The 23,642-nt window shown below is 65.3% G+C and carries 25 protein-coding genes; 5 read left to right on the top strand and 20 right to left on the bottom strand.

Features of this window, described 5'->3' with window-relative positions; genetic code table 11:
• Nucleotide 1: 1 nt before the first annotated feature.
• The 19 genes from M2334_RS04840 to ubiA form a co-directional block, all read right to left on the bottom strand.
• On the bottom strand, nucleotides 2–817 hold the full coding sequence (locus M2334_RS04840) for a DUF2163 domain-containing protein (RefSeq protein WP_264594042.1): 816 nt from the start codon (nucleotides 815–817) through the stop codon (nucleotides 2–4).
• Nucleotides 814–3,141 (bottom strand): DUF2460 domain-containing protein, encoded by a 2,328-nt coding sequence (locus M2334_RS04835; RefSeq protein ID WP_264604913.1) that lies wholly within the window; start codon nucleotides 3,139–3,141, stop codon nucleotides 814–816. The genes M2334_RS04840 and M2334_RS04835 overlap by 4 nt, the downstream gene beginning before the upstream one ends.
• 161 nt (nucleotides 3,142–3,302) lie before the next feature.
• Nucleotides 3,303–3,866 (bottom strand): tail tape measure protein, encoded by a 564-nt coding sequence (locus M2334_RS04830; RefSeq protein WP_264594040.1) that lies wholly within the window; start codon nucleotides 3,864–3,866, stop codon nucleotides 3,303–3,305.
• Complete coding sequence (locus M2334_RS04825; protein ID WP_413716103.1) at nucleotides 3,859–4,032, bottom strand: phage tail assembly chaperone; 174 nt, start codon at nucleotides 4,030–4,032, stop codon at nucleotides 3,859–3,861. The genes M2334_RS04830 and M2334_RS04825 overlap by 8 nt, the downstream gene beginning before the upstream one ends.
• A 32-nt stretch (nucleotides 4,033–4,064) precedes the next feature.
• Nucleotides 4,065–4,385, bottom strand: coding sequence for a gene transfer agent family protein (locus tag M2334_RS04820; RefSeq protein WP_264604911.1), 321 nt, complete (start codon nucleotides 4,383–4,385; stop codon nucleotides 4,065–4,067).
• Entirely contained in the window at nucleotides 4,382–4,789 is a 408-nt protein-coding gene (locus M2334_RS04815; RefSeq protein ID WP_264573391.1) for a phage major tail protein, TP901-1 family, read from the bottom strand. The genes M2334_RS04820 and M2334_RS04815 overlap by 4 nt, the downstream gene beginning before the upstream one ends.
• Before the next feature lie 61 nt (nucleotides 4,790–4,850).
• Nucleotides 4,851–5,234, bottom strand: a complete 384-nt coding sequence (locus M2334_RS04810; protein ID WP_264604910.1) for a tail completion protein gp17 — start codon at nucleotides 5,232–5,234, stop codon at nucleotides 4,851–4,853.
• Nucleotides 5,235–5,242: 8 nt separating this feature from the next.
• Entirely contained in the window at nucleotides 5,243–5,782 is a 540-nt protein-coding gene (locus tag M2334_RS04805; RefSeq protein ID WP_264604909.1) for a head-tail connector protein, read from the bottom strand.
• A 95-nt stretch (nucleotides 5,783–5,877) separates the two neighbouring features.
• Entirely contained in the window at nucleotides 5,878–7,029 is a 1,152-nt protein-coding gene (locus tag M2334_RS04800; RefSeq protein ID WP_181560371.1) for a phage major capsid protein, read from the bottom strand.
• 79 nt (nucleotides 7,030–7,108) lie between these two features.
• A complete protein-coding gene (locus tag M2334_RS04795) occupies nucleotides 7,109–7,528 on the bottom strand; it encodes an HK97 family phage prohead protease (protein ID WP_264571066.1) in 420 nt (139 codons plus the stop codon).
• A complete protein-coding gene (locus M2334_RS04790; protein ID WP_264604908.1) occupies nucleotides 7,525–8,670 on the bottom strand; it encodes a phage portal protein in 1,146 nt (381 codons plus the stop codon). The genes M2334_RS04795 and M2334_RS04790 overlap by 4 nt, the downstream gene beginning before the upstream one ends.
• Before the next feature lie 116 nt (nucleotides 8,671–8,786).
• Complete coding sequence (locus M2334_RS04785) at nucleotides 8,787–9,494, bottom strand: helix-turn-helix transcriptional regulator (protein ID WP_181560374.1); 708 nt, start codon at nucleotides 9,492–9,494, stop codon at nucleotides 8,787–8,789.
• 106 nt (nucleotides 9,495–9,600) lie between these two features.
• The gene (locus M2334_RS04780; RefSeq protein WP_264606032.1) at nucleotides 9,601–10,905 is read right to left on the bottom strand and encodes a DNA-packaging protein; all 1,305 of its coding nucleotides are present in this window, start codon (nucleotides 10,903–10,905) and stop codon (nucleotides 9,601–9,603) included.
• Between the two features lie 13 nt (nucleotides 10,906–10,918).
• Nucleotides 10,919–11,458 (bottom strand): hypothetical protein, encoded by a 540-nt coding sequence (locus M2334_RS04775; protein ID WP_264604907.1) that lies wholly within the window; start codon nucleotides 11,456–11,458, stop codon nucleotides 10,919–10,921.
• Nucleotides 11,459–11,616: 158 nt separating this feature from the next.
• Nucleotides 11,617–12,324, bottom strand: coding sequence for a tRNA (guanine(46)-N(7))-methyltransferase TrmB (trmB, locus tag M2334_RS04770; RefSeq protein WP_181560376.1), 708 nt, complete (start codon nucleotides 12,322–12,324; stop codon nucleotides 11,617–11,619).
• A 153-nt stretch (nucleotides 12,325–12,477) separates the two neighbouring features.
• Complete coding sequence (metK, locus tag M2334_RS04765) at nucleotides 12,478–13,686, bottom strand: methionine adenosyltransferase (RefSeq protein ID WP_181560377.1); 1,209 nt, start codon at nucleotides 13,684–13,686, stop codon at nucleotides 12,478–12,480.
• Between the two features lie 88 nt (nucleotides 13,687–13,774).
• Nucleotides 13,775–15,364, bottom strand: coding sequence for an apolipoprotein N-acyltransferase (gene lnt, locus M2334_RS04760; protein WP_264604906.1), 1,590 nt, complete (start codon nucleotides 15,362–15,364; stop codon nucleotides 13,775–13,777).
• Between the two features lie 4 nt (nucleotides 15,365–15,368).
• On the bottom strand, nucleotides 15,369–15,950 hold the full coding sequence (locus M2334_RS04755) for a YqaA family protein (protein ID WP_264604905.1): 582 nt from the start codon (nucleotides 15,948–15,950) through the stop codon (nucleotides 15,369–15,371).
• A gap of 55 nt (nucleotides 15,951–16,005) precedes the next feature.
• Nucleotides 16,006–16,917, bottom strand: coding sequence for a 4-hydroxybenzoate octaprenyltransferase (gene ubiA, locus M2334_RS04750; RefSeq protein WP_264594025.1), 912 nt, complete (start codon nucleotides 16,915–16,917; stop codon nucleotides 16,006–16,008).
• A gap of 268 nt (nucleotides 16,918–17,185) precedes the next feature.
• On the opposite strand from ubiA, the gene M2334_RS04745 reads away from it, so the two are divergent.
• A complete protein-coding gene (locus M2334_RS04745) occupies nucleotides 17,186–17,947 on the top strand; it encodes a 16S rRNA (uracil(1498)-N(3))-methyltransferase (RefSeq protein ID WP_264604904.1) in 762 nt (253 codons plus the stop codon).
• 64 nt (nucleotides 17,948–18,011) lie between these two features.
• Nucleotides 18,012–19,385 (top strand): glutamate--cysteine ligase, encoded by a 1,374-nt coding sequence (locus M2334_RS04740; protein ID WP_264604903.1) that lies wholly within the window; start codon nucleotides 18,012–18,014, stop codon nucleotides 19,383–19,385.
• Nucleotides 19,386–19,534: 149 nt separating this feature from the next.
• Here M2334_RS04740 and sthA read toward each other — a convergent pair whose 3' ends face one another.
• The gene (sthA, locus tag M2334_RS04735; protein WP_264571076.1) at nucleotides 19,535–20,932 is read right to left on the bottom strand and encodes a Si-specific NAD(P)(+) transhydrogenase; all 1,398 of its coding nucleotides are present in this window, start codon (nucleotides 20,930–20,932) and stop codon (nucleotides 19,535–19,537) included.
• A gap of 323 nt (nucleotides 20,933–21,255) precedes the next feature.
• Between sthA and M2334_RS04730 the strand changes: the two genes are divergently transcribed.
• From M2334_RS04730 to M2334_RS04720, 3 genes are all read left to right on the top strand, one after another.
• Nucleotides 21,256–22,461 carry a toxic anion resistance protein gene (locus tag M2334_RS04730; RefSeq protein ID WP_264594022.1) on the top strand — a complete coding sequence of 402 codons (1,206 nt, stop codon included), beginning with the start codon at nucleotides 21,256–21,258 and terminating at the stop codon, nucleotides 22,459–22,461.
• Between the two features lie 10 nt (nucleotides 22,462–22,471).
• The gene (locus M2334_RS04725) at nucleotides 22,472–23,185 is read left to right on the top strand and encodes a hypothetical protein (RefSeq protein WP_181560384.1); all 714 of its coding nucleotides are present in this window, start codon (nucleotides 22,472–22,474) and stop codon (nucleotides 23,183–23,185) included.
• 260 nt (nucleotides 23,186–23,445) lie between these two features.
• Nucleotides 23,446–23,628 (top strand): DUF465 domain-containing protein, encoded by a 183-nt coding sequence (locus M2334_RS04720; RefSeq protein ID WP_181560385.1) that lies wholly within the window; start codon nucleotides 23,446–23,448, stop codon nucleotides 23,626–23,628.
• Nucleotides 23,629–23,642 lie beyond the last annotated feature (14 nt).

Below are 23,642 nucleotides of genomic sequence, written 5' to 3'. Positions count from 1 at the left end.
CTCAGCTCCCGGGATAGCGCGTCAGCAGATCCATGCCGGGCAGATGCGGCTCCCCGCGGAAATTGACGGCATTGCCGAACCGCCCCGCACAAGTCGCGAGGCGCTTGTCGCACCCCTGCGTCAACTGCGCGCGCGTGCCTGCTGCCACCGGAAACACCGGCGGTTCCGCCAAGAAAACGCCCCCCGCCTCCTGATCGACAATGGTCTGCAGGAGGCCGCAATTGGGCCCCTCCAGCCAGCGCAACGAGCCGAAGGGATACACCCCAGCCAGCAGGCCACCGCACGCAACGCGGTCATCCGCCACGGCACCAACCGCGACGATCTGCTGATGCCGTCGCAAATCGATCCGGCAGTCCGCATCCCCCAGCGTCGCCCGGCAGGTGGCCCTGGTCACCGGCGCGACCGGTCGCTCAAGCGCCGCAGCAAGCGTGGACCGCAGGCTCACCGAATAAGCGCCGCCGCGCCGCTCGATGCTTCCCAGTTCGCCGCGCGCAAGTTCCAGCCAGAGCACCCCGGGTTCGGTCCATTCGGTGAGATGCAGGAGCAGTGTCGCACCGTCCCAGCGCCCGGCATCAAGATCGACCTCACTGATGGCCGCGCTGCTGATGGCGCCCTGCAAGTCCGTCAGGTCCGGGTCGTTGCCACCCTGCACGATGGCGCTCGGTGTGATCCCGGGTGCTGCCGCATAACGCAGGCCGTGCGCCTGCAGGCCCCGGTCATGGCTGGTCAGGCCGATGGTCACGCCATCCCGCCGCTCCAACCGCCAGCAAAAAGCGAGCGCGCAAAGCGGCTTGCTCAGGATCGCCGCAGCGCTCACTCACGCACCTCCATCAGGGGGACGGACGGGACAATGCCCGCCGCAAACGTCTCTCGGTCGATATCCAGCCGGTCTTCGGCAAAGCGCACTGGCACCTCGAAGACAAAGCCCGCCGTCACCACCGCGCCCTCGGGCGGCGGGTCATCGAACGCGATCTCCCCCATGCCCGGATGAGACCAGCCGGCAAACCGCTCGACCCCATCCACCGCAACCCTGATGCTCCCTGCGACGGGCCGCGTGATCCGTCGTTGCTGGGGATCATTCACCCCGTAATTCTTGCGCAACTGGAAGCTGGTCGTCACGCCATCGCCCGTTCCGATCCACTGATCAAACGGCCCCGGCGCAACGCCGAACGGGCCGGACGCATGATCGAACGGATCGCGGAACCGAAACCCCCGAGCTGCACCGCGTCGAGCCCGAAAAAAGGCGATGAGCGTCGCGATATCCGCCTCGGATCGCACCCCCGGCCCCGCATCGAACTGTAGCCGCGCGTCAGCCCATTGCGTGCTGCGCTGCTCGTGGCCGGACACGCTCTCCACGATCCGCGTCGAGAAAGCCGGCGCCACCTGCGCGCGATTGCCGATGTCGAGCGGAAAGGCGAGGTCGTCGAAATGCTGCACGTCCGCATCTCCTGAAAGCTGGAAATAGGTAAAGCCGTCCCGCGCGATCTGGGGCAGCGCCCAGATGAAGGTGGCGGCATGGCCGCGCGCCCGCGCAGCATCTGCCGCCGCGGCGATGCGGTCCCAGCCGATCTGCGTTGACTCATCGGTGGAGCCAGCCGGCAAAAATCCGGCGAAATAGTGCTGCTCCTCTGGCGGATAGCCCAGGCGCGCGTCCATCGCGGCGCGCCCTGCGGCTGAGCGGGCGGTTCGGCCCTCGGTCACCCAGTCATAATCTTCGATCTGCAACCGGTCGAACGCCGGCGCGGCCCAGCCTGTCGGCACGTTCGCGCGTTTGAGTTCCGGCGCCGCCGGATCAAGTACGCTCGGTAAATAGACAAGCAGAAGAAGCTCGGCGCCCGGAGTCTCCGCGCGCACGGCATCAGCCACGCCCGCCGTCGAAGTGGCCAGCAGAGCGCCAGCGGCATCCAACAAAGCCATCTGTCCGCTGTCGAGCGTATCGCGAACCGTCGGAATTTCCACCGCAGCACTCCCGAACGCGGCGCGCGCAGCATCATCATAAAGGCAGGGACGCCCATCCGCCATCACCCACCACCAGGGCTCGCCGATCTGGAAACGCACTGCCAGCCCCGCATCCCGCGCGATGCCGGCAAAGGCCCGCGCCACCGCACGCAAATAGTCGTTAGCCGCGGCATTAGCTGGCGAAAGCAGGGTGGAGGGCGGCGTCCACCCTGTCAGCGCGGGCGCTCCGTCCCACGCCCGCTGCTTCCACTCAGGTGGGCAATAAGCATCGAACAACTCGTAAGAGAGCGACAGGATCAGCCCGAACCCCAGCGCCTTGCAGCGCGCCGCGAAATCCTCGTGCCAGCGCCGGCACGGCGTCGCCAGCGCACCGCCCACCAGCGTCACGCGAAAATCGCTGCCGTCAGGGGCGAGCCGCATATAGTGGCTCATCCCGACATAATGATTGATCGCGCCGCGATAGCCGAGCGCCAGCGCCTGCCGAAGCAAGCGCTCGGGCGTCTGGTTGTAGGCATCATCATAGCCGCTGGCGATGGACAGCCCATGCTCCGGCACCATCGGATCGCCGATGGCGATGACCGATCCTGCTCCCTCGCAAACCATCTCGCTGACCTCCACCCAGCCTTCGCGGGCGTCAGGAAAGGTCGTCTCTCCCTCATCATAATCGGCCTGGACGATGGAGATGAACAGGCGGTCGATATCCCGCGCATCCACCGGGTCCGCATCGTCCGGCAAGGCAAAGCCACCAATCAACGCGTCGAAGTCGAGGGTGACGACCGCGTCCTCTGGACTGCCTTCCGCATAGTTCCAGAGCCGCACATACCAGGCGCGCGCATTGCCGGCCGCATCCCGCCCTTCGAGCGTCAACGTCGGGCCCTGAATGGCATCGAGCGGCTTGACCCCAGCGCTCCGCCACCGGAACCGCAGGGTGCAGCCACGATAATCCCGTCGCGTCTCATAACGGAGCAGCGGATGGTCCCATACATCAGCCGATTCCCAGATCAGCCCGGCAAGGTCGCCCGAGCCATGGAACACCGCATCGACGCGCAATCCATCATCCCCGACCGTCACGACGGAGGTCGTCATCGGCCGTGGGAAATTGACGGTCCAGAAAGGTGGCGAGAAGCGCTTGACCACGCCGCTCTCCTGATTGCGCCTCTCAGTCGCCAGCCAGTAGGCCATCGGGGTTATCCTTTGTTGATATCGAGCAGCCATTTCGGCGGGCGATCCCACCCGCCCCCGCCCGTTTGTGTCGAGCCCTTCGACCGCCCGCAGGCGGGCGCTCAGGGTAAACTTCAGCCTCTCGGCTCAAGTCGAGACACAGTCATGGACGCGAAAAACGCCTACTCCCCGAGCGCCCCACGCACCGCCCGCGCCACCTGACGCGCACTGCGCGCCAGCGCGCGCGGCGCCTCCTGGCCGCTGCCATTGACGGTGATCGACACGCGCACGTCTCGTCCGCCCTGCCCACCGACGCCAGGCGCGATCTGGCCGCTGTTCGTCGGGACGAACACTTCGGGCCCGCGCTCGCCGACGAGATAGGCCCGCCCCGGCGCCACCGGGCCGCCCGTTGCCCGGCCGGGCAACCCAAGCGCACCGGTGAGGAGGCTCGTTCCCAACCCCAAAAGCCCGGAAGAGCCTCCGCCGCCAAGGACGGCCTCCAAGCCGTTACGGACCGCCGAACGGGCAATCTGGTCCATGACGGACAGCGCGATCTTGCCGAGATCTTCAAAGCCGATCCGCCCCGTCCGCACGGCACGCAGCAGCCCAGCCTCGATGGCGCGGCTCGCTCGTTCCGCGCCTGCGCTCAGTAAATCCAGCTCGTCCCGCAGACCGCTCGCATCTTCGCGCAAGCGGGCCATGTCGCTACCCATCGGCGCGAACAGGCTTTGCATATCCTCATCCATCGGGATGCCTTTCCATCATCTTGGCCAGTGCAGATCGGTCGAACGGCGCGACCTGAGGCCCGGTCAAATCGCGCAACACCGCCAGGGCGTCGGCCAGCTCGGCCGGCGTGGCGCGCCAGAACTCGTCGGGGCGCCAGCCAAGCAACAGCCCGGCCTGCCCAGCCAACGCTCGGGCGACCTCCGCAAAGCAGGCCGACGTCATGCCCCGCCAGCCACGACCTGCCGCATGATTGCCCGTAGCGCCGGCAAGGCCACGCCCACCCCTTGCGCGATCAGCGCGTCGCCCAGATCGGCTCGGGCCATCGCCTCGGGTCGATCCGTAAGGCAGTGCCACAACAGAGCTTCCATCTCGGCGAGGCCGAGCCGCCCGTCCGCCGCGCGCTCGACCAGCGCAAGCAACGGCCCGGTCTCACGCTCGGCAGCGACCAACGCCGCAAAGGTCGGGCGCACTGTCAGGCAGTGCTCGCCGACCATGAGCGCGGCTTCCCCGCGCGCCTCATTCGCGACCGCCCCGCTCATAGTGCGCTCACGGCGCCTGAGCTTTCCAGCGCGAGCGTATAGGTGCGCTCGCCATTATAGTCGCCGGCATAGTCCAGCCGCGTGACCAGAAACCGCCCACGCAGCTTCTCGCCACTCTCGAAGCTCAGTTCATAATCGTCGATGGCACCGGCCAGCGCATGATTGCGCAGCCGGGTTTCCGCCGCCGATCCGGTAAAGATGCCGGAGCCTGACACACTCACGGAGCGCACCCCCGCGCCCGGCAGAAGGTCGCGCCAGCCGCCGGAATCCTTGGAGGTGACATTCACCGCCTCACCATTGACGGAAAGCTGCGTAGCGCGCAGCCCCGCCACCGTCGCATAGCTCACCGGCGAACTTCCGTTGCCGATCTTGAGCAGAAACGCGCTGCCCTTCTCCACTGCCATCGCCTTGATCCTTTCTGTATCCGCATCCCCGCTCGCACCGAGCGAAGTCGAGATGCGGGCTTCAATTCAGCCGCGCCGCCCTCACGGCATAGTCGGCGCTCGCTCGCCACTCGGTGCGGCTGCGCAGGATGCGTGATCGCTCGAACCGCAAGCTGGTGATCCGCCAGTCGCCCAGATCGCCATCGACCCCCGCGAGCACGGCATCGACGCGCGCCAGCACGGCGGTCACCCGCGCCAGATCATCGCCACGAACGACCAGTTGGATGGGCAAGCGGAGCGCCAGACCCGTCACATCCCGCGCGCCCCAGCCGGTCGACATCATCTCGCCGACCAGAAGCCAGGGCGGGCTTGCCTTGATCGGCTCGCCATTGCTCACGAGGTTGACCAGCGCCATCAGGTCCGCATCGTTGCGGAATGCGGCGATCACCGCCCCCCTCACTGCCATCTCGCCGCTCATGCGAGGTGCACCCGTCGCCAGGGCCGCAACAGGGAGACAACCGATGCCGGCAGGTCTCCCTCCAGCCCGTCGCGTCGCGCATACCACTCGCCCGCCAGCCGAACGACGGCGTGCTGAAGCGCATCGGGCACCTCGGCGGTGGCAAGGGCAAGCCCGGCACGATAGGTCACGCGAACCCGTCCGGCCGATCCCGGATTGAGGATGCGCACCCATCCCGCCCCCTGCGCATCGATATCGATGGTATAGGCCGTAACCGGCAGGACGAATGCCGCGCCATCCGCCGGCAGTCCTTCAATACTGCTGATCGCGCTGACCGGCGCCATCGTCAGCCGACCCCATGCACCGCTGGCGCCGCGCACTTCGGTCACAGCTCTCTCGATCAGCATTTGGCCGAGATATTGCTCGGCCGCCTCGCTCGCCGCGCGCAGCAGATCGGTGAGCGCAGCATCATCGTCGCCAAGGCTGATGCCAAGATACTGCTTCAGGTCTTCGAGCGGCACCGCGAGCGGCCCGCCCTTCTCGATTGTCACGGTCATAATCGCAGCCATCCTTCAAGCAGGAGAAAAAGGCGCCATGCCGGCGGGGAGAGACCGGCATGGCGCCCCTCATCGGTTCGCCGATCGGGGCCTCCTCAGGAGGCGGCGAACTTCATGAGCTTGATGGCCTCGCTGTTGGCGACCGCGCCGCCGATCCGCTTCACTGCGTAGAAGTGGACGAACGGCTTGTTGGTGAAGGGATCGCGCAAAATGCTCGTCTCGCTGCGCTCGGCGATCACATAGCCATTGGCGAAGTTGCCGAAGGCGATGGAGAGGCTGTTGGCGGCGATGTCGGGCATGTCCTCGGCCTCGATCACCGGATACCCAAGCAGCGTCGCAGGCTGGCCTGCGATCATGCTCGGCTGCCACAGGAACGCGCCGTCACTGGTCTTGAACTTGCGGATCGTCGCCAGCGTCGCGGCATTCATCACGAATACCGCACCCTGCCGATAGGGCGCCCGCAGCGACTGGACGAGGTCGATCAGCCGATCCTGCGGATTGCTGGCCGGGAAGCCGCCCGCCGCCCCGGATGCGACATATTGCAGCGACCCGAATGGACGAACGCTGTCCGCCTGATTGGTGGTGGCATAAGTCAGGAAGCCCTTGGGCTTGCTCGTCCCGTCGCCATTGATGAATGCCGCGCCTTCGGCTCGTCCAAATTCGCGGGCGATTTCCTCGGCGAGCCAGCTCTCCACATCGAACTGGGCATCGTCCAGCATCGCCTGACTGGCCGATGGATTGGCATAAAGATCACCCGAGGGCGGCGCGATTTCCTGGAAGGTGGGGGTCGCCGTCTCGGGCCGCGCTGCCGTCTCGGCCGCCCAGCCGGATACGACACCGCCGGTCGTCACAAGCTTGCGATATCCCGCCGACCCCGTGCGCACCACATTGGCCACCGCACGGATCGGGGAGATTGATTTGAGCGCCGCGTCGATCATCTGGTCGATCTCGCGCGGCACCGCATAGCCACCGCTGCCGCCGCTCGCGCCCGAGAAGCTCTTCAGCTCCACACCGGCCTCGATGCCGCGCCGCAGATAGCGGTCGGTGAAGGCTGCCCGCGCCGGGTCGACGTCGCTGCCCTTGGCGCCGTCCAGAGGCGGCCGACCGGCCAGCGCCATCGCCCGCTCGGCCTGCTTGCGCAGCGCTTCGTCAAAGGCGTCCATCCGGGCTTCCATGCCCGTCAGCCGGTCTGCTTGCAGGATCGCGTCGAAGCTCTCCTCAAGGCTCTTGGTTTCCACGTCCTGCATTGCGTCATTCTCCTGCGGTCAAAAACAAAAAAGGGGCCGCAGTCGGCCCCTCGAACATCCAGAAAATCGGCGCGCGCTGTTAGCCAGCCTCCACCGCGTGAACCCGCGCCAGCGGCTGCATCGGGTGAGTCACCAGGCTCACCTCGACCAGATCGAGCGCATCCAGCCGTCGGGGTTGATGGCCCTGCGCCGCCACCACGCGATAGCCGAAGGACAATCCCTCAATCCGGCGATCGCGCAGCAGCGCCTTCGCCTGTTCCGCTGTTGGCCCGGCCGCACTAATCGTGCCGATCACTCGCAACCCGCGCGCATCCTCCGCCACATGATCGATCCGCCCGATCACCGCGCCCGCCCGATGCTGCCAGAGCAGCGGCAGCGCTGTCGCCGCACGGCGCGCGAGGCTGGCCGAGAAGGCGCCCGGCGCGATGACATCGCCGCCCTGATCGATCTTGTCGAAGATCGCCGCATAGCCGGCGAACCGCACGATCCCGGCGGTCACGCGCGCGTGGCGTCCAGCCCCAGCATCGCGCGCTTTTCCTCGGTCGAGAGGAAATCTGCCCTCTCGATCCGGTCCCACAGCAGCATCCTGTCCTCGGCGAGCGCGGGCAAGCGGTTGAGATCGACCTCCAGCACCAGTTCGGGCCAGAAGTCGCGCAGCCCCTGCCCGAGCGCGCCGAGCAGTTTGGCCAGCAGCGGCAGCACGCTTTGCCGCCACAGCGCCTTATTGGCCTCCCGATAATTCGAGTAGGTGCTGTCCCCCGGCATCCCAATCAGCACGGGGGGCACACCGAAGGCGAGCGCGATGTCCCGCGCCGCCGCTGCCTTTAGCGCCACAAAATCCATGTCGTGCGGGGAAAGGCTCATCGACTGCCAGTTCAGCCCGCCTTCCAGCAGCATCGGCCGCCCCGCATTGTCCGCACCCTGAAATGCGCCTTCCAGTTCGGCCTTCAGCCGAGCGAACTGCTCAGGCGCGAGCACGCTGCCATCGCCCGGCGCATAAATGAGCGCCCCGGATGGCCGCGCTGCATTATCGAGCAGCGCCTTGTTCCACTGCGTCGCCGCATTGTGAATCGCCACCGCACCCGCTGCAGCGCCCAGGCAGCCTAGCCCATAATGATCGTCTGCCGGGTTGATCGCTTTGACATGGATGACCGCAGTCCGCCCCGCCGCGTCCTCGCTGGCATAGCGCATCTCGCTATCGCCCGCCCGGTAGCGATAGCCCACGGGCCAGCCGGCGCGATCCTGCTCGATTGTCACCCGTTCGGGGCGCAGGGCATAGAGGGTCGCGGGCAGACCATCGGCGCCATGGCCAATCTGTGCGTAGCCGTTGCCATGCAGCAGCACATGCGCGGCGAGCGTCTCAATGAGACTTTGCCCGGCCACGCGCCGCTGCACGAGCGCCAGAGCCGCTTGCGCATCCCCCTCCTTGGCGGCCACCGCGTGCAACGCCGCGCTTCCCGCCGCCTCCGCCACCAGCCGCACCGCACGCTGCGCCACCGGGTTGGCAATCACTGCCGCCTTGAGTTGCGCCTCATAGCTTTGCGGCCAGTCGCCCGCTCCTGCCCAGCCAAGCCCCAGCCAGGCGCGCGCCAGCGGCGGCCGCGTCGGTGTCGACGCGGCTTTTCGTCCAAACCATTTCACCTGATCGTCTCCTCGCTTGCGCACGAAAAAGCCGCCAGCGTCGGGGCTGGCGGCTGCAAGATTCACTTATGGGTCGCGACGGCCGATACGTGGCAAACCCCGCGATCGCGCGGAGATCAGGCCGCGATCAAGCCCGACCCCACACCTTTGACGGCGGCAGACGTCCGGTCAGACACCTCCAGCTTCTCGTAAATCCGCCGCATATAGGTATCGACCGTTCCCGGCGATATCTGGAGGATGTCGGCAATCACCGTGTTGCTTTTACCCCGCGCCACCCAATGCAGGATCTCCTTTTCCCGCGCAGAAAGTTGCCGTTCGCGCCCCGTTTCTTCCGCGAAGAGACCGCAGATCCGCAAATGCGCCGCTTGCGCCGCAAAATGCAGTTGGGTCATCCGCTCTTCGCTCAGGTCCGCATCCGGCGCGATCCTTCCAAGGCCGACGACGCCATTACGATTGCCAGGGCCATAGCAAGGCAAGGAGAACCCATCGGTGAAATCGATCTGCCGCATGGCCTCCAGAAACTGGCGCTCCTCGACCGTCAGTTCGGTATTGCCCCACACCTCATGCCACCGAATGGGTACGCCTGCTGCCAGCGCCGCGCGCGGCACGATATCCAGCCGCTGGAAATCGAACGAGCAATAGAGCGCCACCTCCTTTTTGGAGAAGCCATGTTGCAGCGGCAGGGTCGCCGGCATGTTGGTGCCGATTTTCACCCAATAATAGCTGACCGCGCCGAAGCCGTTGCGCGCATAATAGCGCGTCATCCCGCGCCACAGCAGCGGGAGGCTGGATGCCTCGGCAATCTTCTCCAAAATGTCGTTCACCCGTGGAAGCTCCTGGGGACAGCTTCATGGGACGATCATGCTGTGCCTGCTTGCAACCAATAGCAAGCACTTCCGTATCGTTCCCGAAACGGGGTGAAGCGACAAGCTAGAGGGATCGCACCCGCGCCTGCGGATTGGTCTTCAAAAGCAGTTCGGTCAGGCACCAGACGAGGGCATCCGCACGGTCAGGCGATCGTCCCGGCCCCTCGTAACGTCCATTGATCAACAAGCCGCACAACTGGTCCTCAAGCATCGCAAAGGGTCGGGCATGGCGGACCCGACCGGCCTCATAGGCGGCGGCAATCGGCTCGGCTCGCGCCACTTTGCCCTGCGCCGCATGAACCAGACGGACCGGCAGGGCCATGTCGGCCCCGCGCAGCACGGTACGCACCATCTCGCCGCCGTTGTTCGCTTCCGCCACGATGCGATCTGCCGCCCAGCGCTCCGCGGCGTGCGCTACAGCCTGTGCCCAGCGTTGCGGGCTCGCCCGCTCGACGCTCGCATCCTCCAGCACGATTGCCTCGCCGGCCTGATCGATTCCTGCGACAATGATCCCGCAGGCGTCGCCTCCCGCGCTCGCGGGCGGATCGACGCCCACCGCGACACGCGCTAGCTCTGCACGCTCCGGCACAAGGCCGGCTGAACGGCACGTCTCAATGAGCGCCCGCGTCCACAGCGCGCCTTCGTGATCGAGCAACAACTCCCCGTCCAGTTCCTGTCGCCCCAGCCGCGTGCCTCCGAAATTGCGTTCCATCTCCGCGAGGAAGCTCTGCGGAAGCGCACCTCGATTGTCCTGCGTGCTGCCCCGCGTCACCACCACGCGCGGATCGGCTGCCAGACGTCGGACCAGTGGCACGGCGCGCGGCGTGGTGGTCGCGACAATGGCCGGTCGATTGCCCAGACGCAGCCCCATCGCCAGATTGTCCCACGCTGCCTCCCCGCGCGGCCACTTCCCGATCTCGTCCGCCCAGGCATGGCTGTGCTGCGGCCCACGCAACGTCTCCGGGTCCGCAGCGCCGTAAAGCATGGCGCACGCCCCACCCGGCCAGCGCAACTGGCGCTTGGCAGGAAACCATTTCGGTTCATTGCCCTGCGTCGCGATGGCAAGCAGCCCGCTCTCACCTTCCACCATCACAGCTCGCGCTTCATGCAGGCTCGCCCCGACCAAAGCGATGCGCGCGGTGGGGTCGCGCTCGGCCACCATCCGCACCCATTCGGCGCCGGCTCTCGTCTTGCCAAAGCCCCGCCCCGCCATGATCATCCAGGTGAACCATTCGCCCCGGGGCGGCAATTGCGCAGGTCGCGCCCGAAAGCGCCAAGCCTGCATCAAGCGCCGCCGTTGCAAGAGTGACAGGTTCCGCAAGAATTGCTGCCGCCGCGTGGGCGCCAGCCTGGCCAGGCGATCGATCATCGACAGCCTGTCATCATTCACCTGCCGGCTCCCCGGCATTCTCCTCTATATCGTCCTCCGCGAGGAACCGCTCGCAAATGGCCTCCAGTTCGGCATCCAGCGCGTCCACATCTTCCGGGTCATCGCCAGCGCCACTTGCCGCTTCGGTTTCGCGCCGCCAGGATTCCACCTCCTGCCGATGGGCTGTCAGCAATCGCACGGCCACCGTCAGCGGATAGCTGTGGATGGTCCGCACCTGCTTGACCGCCTTGGTTGCGCCATCGATAACCGTTTCGGTTCGCATCGTCCCGTCGATCGATTGGCGCATCAGATGCAATTCGAGGTCGGAATAGCCCTGCTCCAGAGCCTCCTTCCAGGCTCGGGCGAAGTCCGGGTCGCGCCCCTTGAGCGCATAGGCCGTGCATCGATGCATTGAGGCCGCCTGCGCCGCTGCACTGACATTGGATGTCTCGGCGAGCACCGCAAGAAACTGGCGGCGGCGCTGGATCGTCCAGCGCGGGCGCCGGGGACGCGACATGCGCGGCCGCGGCGCACCGATCGGGCGTTGCGTCATGAACACCATCCTGTTGAGAGAAGCCTTCGCAATGCGCCACGGGACGAGCAGGCCGGCTGTATATGAGCGGCCCGTCCAAGCGATTCGAATTGCGACCATGCCTTCTTCTAACCAGAGAGCGTCACGATGTCAACAATAAATAACCTAAATGGTTATTTTTATTTCCGGCGATACCGGAAGTACCAGACCTCATGCCCTTGCCTGCGAGCCTTGGCCTCATAGCGGGTTTCGGGCCAGCCGCCCGGACGGTTGAGGAAATCGCGCGGGCTATCGCACAGCCAGTCGAAGTCCTCGCGGTCCCGCATCACCATCAGCGCCCAGCGCAGGTAGATCGGATGATCGGTCCCGAACCGGAACTCGCCGCCCGGTTTCAGCTTGGCGGCGATCATGTCGACCGGCCCCTTGTTCATCATCCGCCGCTTGGCATGGCGCGCCTTTGGCCATGGGTCTGGGTGGAGCAGATACACGAAGCTGAGCGCCCCATCGGGGATGCGCGCCAGCACTTCGAGCGCATTGCCCATATGCAGCCGGACATTGCCCAGATGCTGGTCCCGCACATGCCCCAAGGCGCCGACCACGCCATTAAGGAAAGGCTCGCAGCCGATGAAGCCATGGTCCGGCAGCATATCGGCGCGGTAGGCCAGATGCTCGCCGCTGCCGAAGCCGATCTCGAAATGCAGCGGCCGCTCGCCAAAGGCGGTCGGGCCGAACAAGCGCTCGGCGGTGATCTCGCCCTCCTCGGGCACGCTGATCGCCGGCAGCAGCTCATCGACCAGGGCCTGCTGCCCCTGCCGCAGCTTATGGCCGGATTGGCGGCCATAGAGACGGTTGAGCGTGGTGGGATCGCCTGATTTGTGCGCAGTCATGCGCGTGCGCCTAGATCATTTTGTCGCTGGAGGAAACGGGGGACGGCGCGCGCGGTGCCTGCTTTCATCCGCCCGCGCAGCACCTACGAAAAACGGCGCGAAGCAAGCCTCGCGCCGTTCCCTATCTCTTGGAACGCAAAGGAGCGCTTCGGCTCAGCCCAGCGCGGCCTTGAGGTCCTCGACCAGATCGGTCTTTTCCCAGGGGAAGAAGTCGCCTTCCGCCTTGCGGCCGAAATGGCCGTAAGCTGCGGTCTTGCGATAGATCGGCTTGTTAAGCCCCAGATGCGTGCGGATGCCGCGCGGAGTCAGGCCGCCCAGCTTCTCGATTTTGCCGATCGCCGCCTCGATCTTGTCGTCGCCCACCGTGCCGGTGCCGTGCGTATCGACATAGAGCGAGAGCGGCTTGGACACGCCGATGGCATAAGCCAGCTGGATCGTGCACTTGCTGGCCAGGCCCGCCGCCACGATGTTCTTGGCCAGATAACGCGTGATGTACGCCGCCGAACGGTCAACCTTCGTCGGGTCCTTGCCGGAGAACGCGCCGCCGCCATGCGGAGCCGCGCCACCATAGGTGTCCACGATGATCTTGCGGCCGGTCAGACCTGCGTCGCCGTCCGGCCCGCCGATCTCGAAGCTGCCGGTCGGGTTGATGTGATACTCGGTCTCGTCGCTCAGCAGCGCGGCGGGCAACACGTCGGCGACCACCTTCTTCACATAGGCCTTGAGCTCGGCTTCCTTTTCGCCGGCATCATAGCCCTTGGCATGCTGGGTGGAGACGACGATGGCAGTGCAGGCGACCGGCTTGCCATTCTCGAAGCGCAGCGTGACCTGACTCTTGGTGTCCGGCTCCAGGAAAGGCGCCGCACCCGAGTGGCGGTCGGCGGCCATGCGCTCGAGGATCTTGTGGCTGTAATCCAGCGTCGCCGGCATCAGGTCGGGCGTCTCGTTGCAGGCATAGCCGAACATAATGCCTTGGTCGCCAGCGCCTTCATCCTTGTTGCCGCTCGCGTCCACGCCCTGCGCGATGTGCTCGCTCTGGCCGTGGAGATTATTCTCGAAGCGCAGGGTCTCCCAGTGGAAGCCCTCCTGCTCATAGCCGATATCCTTGACCGTCTGGCGGACCGTGCGCTCGATTTCCTCCAGCGCGCCCGGCGCCCACTGGCCGTTCTCATACACGCCCTTGCAGCGGATTTCGCCGGCCAGCACCACCAGCTGCGTCGTCGTCAGCGTCTCGCAGGCGATACGCGCTTCGGGGTCTTTGGAAAGGAACAGGTCGACGATCGAATCGCTGATCTGGTCGGAAACCTTGTCCGGGTGCCCCTCGGAAACGGATTCAGACGTGAAGAGATAGCTGGAACGCATGGGAGATCGTGACCTTTCTTCTAGCGGCTCTCGTGGCGGAAGTTCGGGGCCGCAGTTCATATAAAGAAATGTTTATGTTGCGCGCTCCTTAGCGAGTGCGCCGTGCGATAGCAACGCCGCTGACGAGCAGCAGCACGGCCAGGCCGACCGGCAGCAGGTTGCCCAGCCGCGCAAACAAGGTGGGCGGAAGCGGCGCCGGCAGGGGGGCCTCGAATGCACCCGCCTGCTGGAAGGGTATGGACCGCACGACACGCCCGGCTGGGTCGACCAGCGCCGAAATGCCGGTGGGGGTCGAGCGGATCACGGACAGCCCCTCCTCGATGGCCCGCAGCCGCGCCTGCGCCAGATGCTGCGGCGGGCCCCAGCTACCGAACCACGCATCATTGGACGGGTGGAACAGGAAATCGGGACGATTGGCCCGGTCGACCACCTGCCCGGAGAAGATGATCTCGTAGCAGATCTGCACCGCCATCCGCAGCTTGCCGCGCGCCTGCCCGCCATCCGGCGTCGCAGGCAGATCGAGCGTGCGCGGCCCCGGCCCGGGCCAGAAGTCGACGCTGCCCGGCACGAGCCGTGAGAGACCGATCGTCTCCAGCACCGGGCGCATGGGAAGATATTCGCCATAAGGAACGAGGTGCGCCTTGTCGTAGCGGCCCTTAAGGTCTCCGCGCGCGTCCAGCACCCACAGGCTGTTATTGGCGCCCTCCAGAACCTGCGTATCCACCACGCCGCCCTGCTCGTGGAAATGATATTTGTCGCCGCCGAGCATCAGCAGATCGTCCATCCCCAGCAGCGAGGCGATCCGCCCGCGCCAGCGTGGTTCCATATCCAGCACCGCTGGTACGGCTGCCTCCGGCCAGAAGATCAACGCAGGCTTGCCGGACCGCAGCATGGTCAGCTCCGCCAGACGGCGGAAGTTCAGGATTTCAAGATTGGCGTCGTACTTCTCGTTCTGATTGATATTGGGCTGCACCACATGGATGTTGGCAAGGGCGCCAGACTGGTCCTTTGCACCGATATAGCTCGCCCGCAGCTGCCCCAGCCCAGCCACCAGCGCGAGACCGACGATCATGATACCTGCCGGCCGCCATTGCCGGTGCGCCAGCCACCACAAGGCCGCCGCTGCCAGCATGGCGACCAGACCAAGACCATAAGTGCCGATGGCGATGGCAGTCTGCTCCACGCCCGTGCCCAGCCAGATCACCCCGAGCGGGTTCCAGGCAAAGCCGGTGAACAAACTCGCGCGCAGATATTCAGTCAGCAACCAGGCCGTGGCGAGAAATAGGGCGAAGACCTGCGGCCGGCCCCGCCCGAGCGTCCAGCCGATCATGGCGGCCATCGCCGGATAAACCGCCAGATACACCGAGAGCAGGCCCACCGCTGGATAGCCCAGCCAGGCCGGCATCGAATCCTGAAAGGTGAAGGCATGGGCAATCCAGTTGAGCCCGAGCATGAAATGCCCGAGGCCGAACAGATAGCCGATCCGTCCTGCGCTCTTGCGGTCCGGCGCCGCCCAGATCAGTTGCATCACCAGCGCGAGCATGATGAGCGTCACCGGCCACAGCCCGAGCGGCGCGAAGCCAGTGGCGGAGAGCAGCCCGGCAAGCAGGGCCGTCACCCCCGGCCTGCGCGCAACGAAGGCCGCAGCGATCCGGTAAGGCGCGGGGGAGATTGTCACGCCATCACACCAGATACTTGACCAGCACGAACCCGCCGACGCCCAACGCGCCGACAATCGCCGTGATCAGCCCGAAGTGCCGGTCGATAAAGGCCTTCATCGGCTCTCCGAACTTCCACAGCAAACCTGCGACCAGGAAGAAGCGCGCAGCCCGCGAAATGATGCTCGCGATCACCAGCACATAAAGGGGCATCCCGGTAGCGCCCGCCGCAATGGTGATCACCTTGAAGGGCAACGGCGTGAAGCCGGCCAGCAGCACGATCAACCAGCCTTGCTCGTTGAAGCGTTGTGCGAAATGCTCGAATTCCGCCGTCATGCCGTAGAAATCGAGAATCGCCCGCCCGATCGTATCGAACAGGAACATGCCGATGACATAACCGAGCAATGCGCCCAGCACGGACGCCACGGTGCAGATCAACGCGTATTGAAAGGCCTTGTGGGGCTTGGAAAGGCACATCGGCCCCAGCAGCACGTCCGGCGGAATCGGGAAGAAACTGCTTTCCATGAAGCTGATGCCGAACAGCCAGCGCGGCGCGGTGCGATGCCCGGCCTTCTCGAGAGTCCATTCAAAGATGCGACGCAGCATTGGCGCTCCCCGGCGGTGTCAGGCTGCCTGCGCCTGCCCGCCCCCGCTGCGTTCGTCAAGCACTGCCCACCGCAAGGCAGGCGGCGAACATCAGCAAACCGGCGAAGCGGTTGGAGCGAAACTTGATGAGCGGGTCCTTGCCATCCTCGCGCAAGGTTCCGACCTGCCACCCGAACTGTACCGCCAGAGGCATCAAGGCCATGAGGGAGAGCCAGCTCGGCACCACCTGCCAGAGCGCGCCGCCCCACAGGAGCAGCGACAGGACAAAGCAAAGTCCCACGCCCGCCCGCACATGCCGACCCATCGCCAGGGCGCTGGAGCGGATGCCCACCAGCGCGTCATCCTCCTTGTCCTGCAGGGCATAAATGGTGTCATAGGCGATCACCCAGAAGAAGGCGCCGCCATAGAGCAGCAGCCCCGCAGCGTTCATGCCCCCGCTGATCTCCACCCAGCCCACCAGGGCGGCCCAGGTGAACACCAGCCCCAGCCAAGCCTGCGGCCACCAGGTAATGCGCTTCATGAACGGATAGGCCGCGACCAGCGCAAGGCTCGCCAGCGCCACGACCTGCGCCTGCCAGCGCAATTGCAGCAGCACGATCAACCCGATGAAGCACAGGATGAGCAACCACGCCCAAGCCGCCTTCAGCGACACAGCGCCGCTGGCGATGGGCCGGTTGGCGGTCCGCGCCACCTTCGCGTCGAGGTCGCGGTCTACGATATCATTGTAGACGCACCCCGCCCCCCGCATCGCGATGCTGCCGAGCAGGAACCAGAGCAGCATCGTCCAGCGCTCCGGCACCCCGCCGGCGAGCGCAATCGCCCAAGCGCCGGGCCAAAATAGGAGCCACCAGCCGATCGGCCGATCGAACCGCGCCAGCATCGCGTAGGGCCGTGCCGCAGCGGGGAGCAGGCGTAAGAGACCCTGTACTTCGGTATCCGGCACATATTGCGGCTCGCTGCGCTCCATCGCCTTGCTAGTCCCTGTTGCCTTGATGGTCGCCCCACCCCTGCGCCAGGAGCGACCATCCGATCAACCCCTCGTCGAGCCGGACCTCCTCTTCCGCCACCTCCTGACGGCCTCTGCCCGTGTGCCTTGAGCGGCCACCGTTCGTGTCGAGCGAAGTCGAGACACGCCCCTCGACCTTACGCCATGCTGTCGAGTGTCTCGACTTCGCTCGACAAGAACGGAATTGAGGCGTTGCCGATTCAACGGACGATGCACTAGGGCAATGCCCATGCCCGCCACCCCTGCCTGGCCGCCCAAGTCCACGCCGCGCCTGTTCGTCGAAACAGAGCTTGGCGATCACATCGCCGTGCCGGTCGAGGGCAACAGCGCTCATTATCTGATTTCGGTGATGCGCATCCGCGAGGGCGACACCGTCCTTCTCTTCGATGGCCACTCGGGCGAATGGAGCGCCACGGCCGAGCAGGTCCGCAAGCGCGATCTCGTCCTGCGCTGCACGGCGCAGACGCGGTCGCCGGAGAGCGTGCCGGATTTCTGGCTCTGTGTCGCACCGATCAAGAAGGGCCGGATCGATCTGGTCGCCGAAAAGGCCTGCGAACTGGGCGTCGCGCGTCTCGTCCCGGTGCGCACCGAGCGCAGCATCGTCGACAAGGTCAACGGCGAGCGGTTGAATGCCCATCTGGTGGAGGCCGCAGAGCAATGCGGCCGCACCGCGCTGCCGGAACTGGCCGACCTCACCACCCTCCCCGCCCTGCTCGCCGACTGGCCGGCTGACCGCGACCTGTTCTTCGCGGACGAGACGGGCGGCGAGCCGATGACCACGAGCTTTGCGGCGAACACCGGTCCGGCCGCCCTGCTCATCGGGCCGGAGGGCGGCTTTACCGAGAAGGAGCGCGCGCTGATCCGCGCGCATCCGGCCGCCCGCCCCATCTCCCTTGGCCCGCGAATCCTCCGCGCCGAGACCGCCGCCATCGCCGGCACGGCCTGCTGGATGGCGCTCAACGGTGACTGGACAAGTTTCGAATCGAAATGAATTTGCGCGGGCGCGGCAAACCTCTTATGGGCGCGCCGATGCAGGGCGAGGACCGGATCACGCAATGAGTACACGCAAGGAAACGGCGGGCGAAGATCCGATCATCGAGTCTCGCAGCCAGCTCATCAGCCTGTTCCAGGATGGCGAAAAGCCTGCGGATCGCTGGAAAATCGGCACCGAGCACGAGAAGTTCGTCTACCGCCTCGCAGACCACCGCGCCCCCTCTTATGATGAGCCCGGCGGCATTCGCGATCTGCTCGATGGCCTGCGCAAGTTCGGTTGGGAACCGGTCGAGGAAGGCGGCAAGGTCATTGCGCTGTCAGGCAGCGATGGCACGATCAGCCTTGAGCCTGCCGGCCAGCTCGAACTCTCCGGCGCCCCGCTCGACAATCTCCACCAGACCTGCGCCGAAACCGGGCGGCATCTGGAACAGGTCAAGGCCGTCGGCGACAAGCTCGGCCTCGGCTTCCTCGGCCTTGGCATGTGGCCGGACAAGACGCGCGCTGAACTGCCGATCATGCCCAAGGGCCGCTATGGCATCATGCTGCAGCACATGCCGCGCGTCGGCAGCATGGGTTTGGACATGATGCTGCGCACCTGCACGATTCAGGTCAATCTGGATTATTCCAGCGAAGCGCGCATGGTGAAGATGTTTCGCACCAGCCTCGCGCTCCAGCCGCTGGCGACGGCCCTCTTCGCCAATTCGCCGTTCACGGAAGGCAAGCCCAACGGCTACCTCTCCTATCGCAGCCACATCTGGTCGGACACCGATCCGCACCGCACCGGCATGCTGCCCTTCGTGTTCGAGGATGGCTTCGGTTACGAGCGCTACGCCGACTACGCACTCGACGTGCCGATGTACTTCGTCTTCCGCGACGGCAAATATATCGACGCCGCCGGGCAGAGCTTCCGCGACTTCCTCAATGGCAAGCTGCCCGCCCTCCCCGGCGAGCGCCCGACCATGGGCGACTGGGAGGATCACCTCTCCACCGCCTTCCCGGAAGTGCGCATGAAGAGCTTCCTCGAAATGCGCGGCGCCGATGGCGGCCCGTGGAACCGCATCTGCGCCCTGCCCGCCCTGTGGGTCGGCCTGCTTTATGATGACGGCGCGCTCGATGCCGCCTGGGATCTGGTGAAGGATTGGACGATGGAGGAGCGCGAGACCCTCCGCACCGAAGTCCCCCGCCTCGCCCTTGGCGCGCCCGTCCCCGGCGGCCGCACCCTGCAGGACATCGCCGGCGAGGTCCTCGCCATCGCCCGCGCCGGCCTCACCGCCCGCGCCCGCCTCAACAGCATCGGCGAAAATGAAGGCGGCTACCTCTCTGCGCTGGACGAAGTCGTCGCCACCGACCGCACCCACGCCGAACGCCTGCTGGATCGCTACAATGGCGCATGGGCCGGCGACATCACGAAGGTCTACGGCGAAGAGAGTTTTTGAGGGGGGTCAGTTTAACCCCCCCCGAGCGCTCATTCTCACCCCCGTCATTCCCGCGAACGCGGGGATCCAGATTCGGCGTTGGGTCTAAGCGGATAAGGCGCAACTGGATTCCCGCGTGCGCGGGAATGACGAAGCGAGGCACCGAACCCTCACCCCTCCCGCGGCATCCGGTTCCATGCATCCAGTGCCGCAATTTTGTAAGCCTCGGCCAGCGTCGGATAGTTGAAGGTATTCTCGATAAAATAATCGATCGTACCTTTGAGATTCAGCACAGCCTGCCCGATGTGGATCAGCTCCGTTGCGCCCTCGCCGATGATGTGCACGCCAAGCAGCCGCCGCGTCTTGAGCGAGAAGATCATCTTCATCAGCCCTGAATCCAGCCCCATGATGTGCCCGCGCGAGGTTTCGCGAAAGCGCGCGATTCCGCATTCATAGGGGATCTTCTTGGCCTTCACGTCCTGCTCGCTCATGCCGACCGTGGAAATCTCCGGCACCGCGTAGATGCCATAAGGGAAATAGGCCGGCGCCGGCGGCATCGGCAGATCGAACGCATGGCACGCCGCGATCCGCCCCTGCTCCATTGAGGTCGAGGCAAGGCTGGGGAAGCCGATCACGTCGCCCGCCGCGTAAATGTGCGGCACCTCGGTCTGGAAGGTCTTGGGATCCACCTTCAGCCGGCCGCGATTGTCCACCGCCAGTCCGCAATGCTCCAGCCCGAGCGTATGCGTCGCGCCCACCCGGCCGGCCGCGAACAGCATCATCTCGGAGCGGATCGCGCGCCCGTCCTCCAGCGTCGTGACGACGGCTCCGCTCGCATCCTTCGCCACATTGGTGACCTTGGCGCCCAGCCGGATGGTCATGCCCCGGTCGCGCAGCTGATGGATGAATTCCTCGATGATCTCGCGATCAATGAAGTCCAAAAATGTCTCGCGCGGCTCGATAAGCGTCACCGCTACATCCAGCGCAGAGAAGATGGTCGCATATTCGATGCCGATGACGCCCGCGCCTATGACCACCAGCGAGCGCGGCACGCGCGGCGCCTCGATCAGCACGTCACTGTCCAGCACGATATCGTCGTCGAAGGGTATATTATCCGGCCGGAACGGCGCAGTGCCGACCGCAATCAGGATGCGCTCACCACGCACCCGCAATTCGCTTTCGTCCGGCGCGGTGACCAGCAAGGTGTGCGGATCGGTAAAACGAGCAAACCCCTCCAGCGTGCGCACGCCATTGCGCTGAAACTGGTGCTCCAGCACGTCCACCTCATGCTCCAGCGTCTTGTCGATCCGGTGATCGAGATCGCTGCCGCCAATGTCCTTCTTCACCCGGTAGGAGCGGCCGTAGAAGCCGCGCTCGCGCCAGCCGGTCAGATTGAGCACGGTCTCCCGCAGGGTCTTGGACGGGATGGTGCCGGTGTGCACGGACACGCCGCCGACACGCTTGCGCCCTTCCACCACCAGCACCGATTTACCGAGCTTTGCGGCCTGCACCGCTGCCCGGCGCCCGGCCGGCCCACTGCCGATCACGACGAGATCATAAACATCCATAATGGCGCCCCCCGCTGCCTGACAGGCTGCCTGCCTGTCCAACCGCCTTCCAAGGGACATCCTCTCGAAGCGATGATGGTGGTGCATTTCCGGCGCCTTTGCAATGTTCTCTCCAAGGCGGCAGGGCCTAGCCTCAAATGGCTTAGATTTGATTTACCATCACTCCGTCTCCGGCGTCTCCTCGTGAGCACCGTGGCCGCGCAGTGCAATCCACGTCGTCCTGACCTCCGGGGACTTACTTCTCCGCCCCATGCCCCCTATACTGAAGACCGGCCTTGAACCGGCGGTGTTATATCGCAATATTACACCCCAAGGAGACCCAGATGGCGACCAGCGCGACGACGACCCAGGACAAGCTTGATCTCACCCCACCCGAGGTGGTGCCCAATGTGACGGCTGAACGCGCTGCCGGCCTCGTGCCGCTGGAAGACGAGAAGAAGAGCAAGCTCGAAGAAAAGGTCGAAGCCTTTGTCGAGGAACTGGCCGCGCTCGACGCCAATTCCCCCGAGTTCGGCGCCAAGGTCGATCAGATCACCAATATGGGCCGCAAGGAGATTGCGGAAGCTGCCGGCCACTCCAACCGCTTCCTCGATCGCCCGGTGCGCGCCATGGACGCGGACAGCAATGTCGGCACCGACCTTGCCGAGTTGCGCCGTGTCATCGAGGATCTCGATCCCGGCAAGCGCGGCAATCTGCTCGCGCCGCGCAAGCTCTTCGGCATCATCCCGTTCGGCAACAAGATGCGCAACTATTTCGACAGCTACAAGTCGAGCCAGACGCACATCAACTCGATCCTCGGCAGCCTCGCCAGCGGCAAGGACACGCTGATCAAGGACAATGCCGCCATCGATGTCGAGCGGCAGAACATGTGGGCGACCATGGGCCGGCTGGAGCAGATGATCCACATCGCCAAGGCTATGGACGCGCGGCTCGAACAAAAAGCCTTCGAGCTGGAGGCGACTGATCCGGCCAAGAGCAAGGCCATTAAGGAGAGCGCGCTGTTCTACGTGCGCCAGCGCACCCAGGACCTGCTGACGCAAATGGCAGTCACCGTGCAAGGCTATCTGGCCCTGGATCTGGTCAAGAAGAACAATGTCGAGCTGGTGAAGGGGGTGGACCGTGCGAGCACGACCACCGTCTCTGCCTTGCGCACGGCGGTCACCGTAGCGCAGGCGCTGGCCGGGCAGAAGCTGGTCCTCGATCAGATCACCGCGCTTAACACGACCACGGCCAACCTCATCGATTCGACGGGCGAACTGCTCAAGACCCAGTCGGCGCAAATCCATGAGCAGGCGGCCAGCAGCACGATTCCGCTGGAGACGCTGCAGCGCGCCTTCCAGAACATCTACGACACCATGGACAATATCGACACCTTCAAGCTGAAAGCGCTGGAGAATATGAAGACGACGGTGAACACGCTGAGCACCGAGGTCGAGAAGTCGAAAGGCTATATCGCGCGCGCCGAGGGTCAGGCCCGCGCGCAGGCAGCGGTGACCAGCGGCCAGTCTCCGCTGACGGCAATCGAGTAACAGGGCCGCCATGCCCAGCGAAGTCGACGAGATCGTCCAGCGCGCCAATGAGCTGATTGCGCGGACCAGCGAGCGCTACCGCCATACCGGTCGCAAGATCGCCCGGATGCAGCGCGACTGGACGCGGCGGCTCAAGCGCATGATCCTCGCGGTCGCTGCCGTGCTGGTTGGCGCAGCGATTGCCGGGTTCGTGCTGGGCGGCATCGGCACCACCGGCGTTCTGCTGGTCATGGGGCTGCTCATCGCCTGCCTCGCTTTCGCGTTCATCTCCACCGAGCCCCGCGTCATGGAGCCGGAACGGCTCGCGCAGGCGGACCTCAAGACGCTTCCGCAAAAGACCGAGATCTGGCTCGACAATCAGCGTCGCGCGCTGCCGGCGCCCGCCATTCCCATCGTCAACGCCATCGGCAACCGCTTGGAAACGCTGGCACCGCAGCTCGCCAAGCTCGACCCCCGCGAGCCCGCCGCCGTCGAGGTCCGCCGCCTGCTCAGCGACCATCTGCCGGAGCTGGTTACCGGCTATCAGTCGATTCCCGAACCGCTCCGTCATGTCCCTCGCAACGGCCGCGTGCCGGATGCACAGCTGGTTGAGGGCCTCTCCGTCATCGAGCAGGAAATCGCGCACATGACGGCCCAGCTTGCCGACGGCGACCTGGACAAGCTCGCGGTTCATAACCGCTATCTTGAGCTCAAATATCAGGAAGCCCGCCAGCTCGGCGAATAACGCCGGTCGCTCCGCGCCACGCCCGCTATGAGGCGGTTTTTGCGACAGAAAAAGCCTGATCAGGCTTGAACAGCTGTCTCGGCTCGCTACATTGGATGTGCGGGCCGGGCCCCTCTGGCGAGCAACGACGTTCCCCCTGCGTCAGCTCGTGATGTCGGACCGCATCGGGTGACACCGGTGCGACGTCTGGCACCCCCATGCAGACAAGATCATCGCCCGGTTGTCACCCGAGTTTTGGAAACCTTCCAACGGAGTGGCATATGTCCAAGCATATCTTCAGTCTCCTCGATCGGCACCAGAAGCTTGATGAAGCCCTGCGCTTTGAACAGCGGCAGCGCGCGCCGGATTTCGGAAAGCTGCAGCGACTCAAGCGCCTCAAGCTGGCGGTCAAGGACCGGCTGGCCTTGATGGCGCGCCGGCGCCACCTCGTGCCGAGCGACTGATCTCCCTCGATTGT

It is taken from the genome of Sphingobium sp. B11D3D (assembly GCF_025961755.1).
Classification (GTDB): domain Bacteria; phylum Pseudomonadota; class Alphaproteobacteria; order Sphingomonadales; family Sphingomonadaceae; genus Sphingobium.
The sequence above is the reverse complement of the archived record's forward strand: the minus strand, read 5'-3'. Positions and strand labels throughout refer to the sequence as shown.